Source organism: Eubacterium sp. An11, from assembly GCF_002161065.1.
Classification (GTDB): Bacteria; Bacillota; Clostridia; order Lachnospirales; family Lachnospiraceae; genus Anaerobutyricum; species Anaerobutyricum faecale.
This window is the reverse complement of sequence record NZ_NFLV01000066.1, coordinates 1-2,467: the sequence shown is the minus strand read 5'-3', so window position 1 is coordinate 2,467 and position 2,467 is coordinate 1. Positions and strand designations below refer to the sequence as shown.

Here is a 2,467-nt window from a genome sequence, read left to right as displayed (position 1 = left end):
CTGGAGCTTCGTATCCAGGACCTGAAGGAGAAGGCAGAAACACTGGATCTTCCCATTGACGGAATGGTACTGATCTTCGATGACCTGGCGTATTCCGCAAGCTGCGGAAGAACCGGACACCACTACAAGGACGGACTTGCTTTCAAATTTGAGGACGAAACCTATGAAACCGTTCTCCAGAGTATTGAATGGACGCCCTCCCGTTTCGGGGAACTGGCACCTGTGGCAGTCTTTGACACCGTGGAAATAGACGGATGCTCGGTATCCAGAGCCACGCTTCATAACCTCACCTTTATCCGGGAACTGGAGCTGGTGCCGGGATGCCGTATCCTGGTATCCAAACGGAACATGATCATTCCCCATGTAGAGGAGAACCTGGACCGTGGACATTACCGGGATGCAGCCCCTGCTATCTGCCCGTGCTGCGGCGCTTCGACAGAACTCCATCGAAAAAAAGGAGAAAAAGGACGGATCATTGAAACCGTACACTGCAGCAATCCCTCCTGTGAAAGCCAGCAGTTGAAAAAATTCGTCCATTTCGTATGCCGGAAAGCCATGAATATTGAAGGGTTAAGTGAGGCTACCCTGGAGAAATTCCTGAATCTGGGATACCTTCAGACCTTCCATGACATCTACCATCTGGATCAGCACCGGGAAGAAATCATCCGGCTGGAAGGGTTCGGGGAGAAATCCTTTGACCGGCTCTGGAACGCAATCCAGGCCAGCCGCAGCACCACCTTTGTCCGCTATCTGATCAGCATGGATATTCCCATGGTAGGCCGTACAAAAAGCCGGGTATTGGATACCGTATTCTCCGGCAGTCTGGATGCCTTCCGGGCGGCTGCCACCGATGACTATGATTTCACACAGTTAGAGGATTTTGGCGCCACACTGGACCAGAACATTCACGACTGGTTTGCGGATGAAGAAAATCTGATGCTCTGGGACACGTTACAGAAAGAATTTATATTTGAAGAAAGAAAGGAAGAAACCACTATGGCAAAAAATACTGAATTTGCAGGAAAGACTATCGTAGCAACCGGAAAGCTGGAAAACTTTACCCGCTCAGAGATCAACGACCAGATCCTGGCGCTTGGCGCAAAGCCGGGCAGCTCGGTATCCAAAAAGACCGACTACCTGATCTGCGGGGAAAAAGCTGGCAGTAAGCTGGCCAAAGCCCAGGCTCTTGGCGTCACGATCCTGTCAGAAGCAGAGTTTTTAGCAATGATTGCATAAGATTGTACATGATCCACTTGGGGAAGCTGCCTGACAAGCAGCTTCTCCAAAAATTACCTGTCTGGCAGTATGGAAAGGGCAGATACGCTTGTTTTTTTGCGTTGAACATCCCGTTTCCTTTGGGTATAATAGAGGCAAATGGAGGCAATGATGAGTATGAGTATTCAATCCGATGTGGAAATCTTATCTGTACAAGCAGTCGAGTATTACGCACAAAAATATCATCTGTCTGAAGGGGACGTCTTTGATCTCTTCTGTAAGCATCAGGTTTTTGAAAAAATCCTGATACAGCACGAAACGCTTCATCAGTTAGATATGGAAGAGACTTTTCAATATGTGGAGGAAATCATCAAAGAAAATGCTCTGGAACTGGTGCTTTACCACGGTTCCAACATCGCATTTGATGAGATTGACCTGGGAAAATCCCATAATCGCCGTGACTTTGGCCGGGGATTTTACTGTACCGTCTTGGAAAGCCAGGCGGAGGAATGGGCCAGACGTCTTTATCTGCGCTCCCACAAAGGCGGCAGATATGTTTACCGTTACTTGTTCCGCCAGACAGAGGACCTGAAGATCAAGCACTTTGCTGCTCTGGATCAGGAGTGGCTGGAGTTTATCAAAGAAAATCGCACGAAAGGCGGCATCCAGCACGCTTATGATGTGGTCGTAGGGCCTGTTGCAGACGACAATACAATGGAGACTGTGCAGTTATACCTGTCAGGTATTTTAAAAGCCGAGGAAGCAGTGGAAAGGCTTCGCTATAATAAAGTCAACAACCAGGTGTCTTTCCATACGCCCCTTGCCCTGGAGCACCTGACGCTGGAATCCCGAAGGGAGGTTTCGTAAACTATGGAAGGAAAATATTTTTTCAATAACAAAGATATCACGATGAACCTGTGTATCCAGATCCGGGATGTGATCGACATCATCAAGGAACGGAGCCATCTTTCTTTCCAAGATGCCGCCGGAGCCTTTTACCATTCTAAGACGTATCAGGCTCTGCAGAATACCGAGAATACGCTTTGGGCGGAGTCGGCAGGGTACATCGCAGACCGGTTCTATGAAGAGCAGGAGCAAAAAGAATTACAGACAAACTGAAGATTTAAGCACTATGTTTAAGAAGGGAACTACCTATAGGATAGGCGGTTCCTTTTTTTGTGCGGAAAGGAATGTGCATGAAATCCAATGATCAACCAAAAGAAACTATCCATAAACAAACTCACAGGAATGT

Annotated in this window: 3 protein-coding genes; all 3 read left to right on the top strand. The window is 47.9% G+C overall.

Features of this window, described 5'->3' with window-relative positions; all coding sequences use genetic code 11:
* Positions 1-1,236: BRCT domain-containing protein (locus tag B5E53_RS18410; protein WP_343215689.1), on the top strand; the 1,236-nt coding region annotated here is incomplete at its 5' end.
* Between the two features lie 156 nt (positions 1,237-1,392).
* Positions 1,393-2,082: a DUF3990 domain-containing protein gene (locus tag B5E53_RS18405; protein WP_204245555.1), complete on the top strand. Its 690-nt coding sequence runs from the start codon at positions 1,393-1,395 to the stop codon at positions 2,080-2,082.
* Positions 2,083-2,085: 3 nt separating this feature from the next.
* Entirely contained in the window at positions 2,086-2,334 is a 249-nt protein-coding gene (locus B5E53_RS18400; protein ID WP_054353166.1) for a hypothetical protein, read from the top strand.
* The last annotated feature ends 133 nt before the right edge of the window (positions 2,335-2,467 follow it).

What these genes read in the sequence shown, in the direction of transcription:
- B5E53_RS18400 (WP_054353166.1), top strand. Translation starts at nt 2,086, where the DNA reads ATGGAAGGAAAATATTTTTTCAATAACAAAGATATCACGATGAACCTG.
- B5E53_RS18405 (WP_204245555.1), top strand. Translation starts at nt 1,393, where the DNA reads ATGAGTATTCAATCCGATGTGGAAATCTTATCTGTACAAGCAGTCGAG.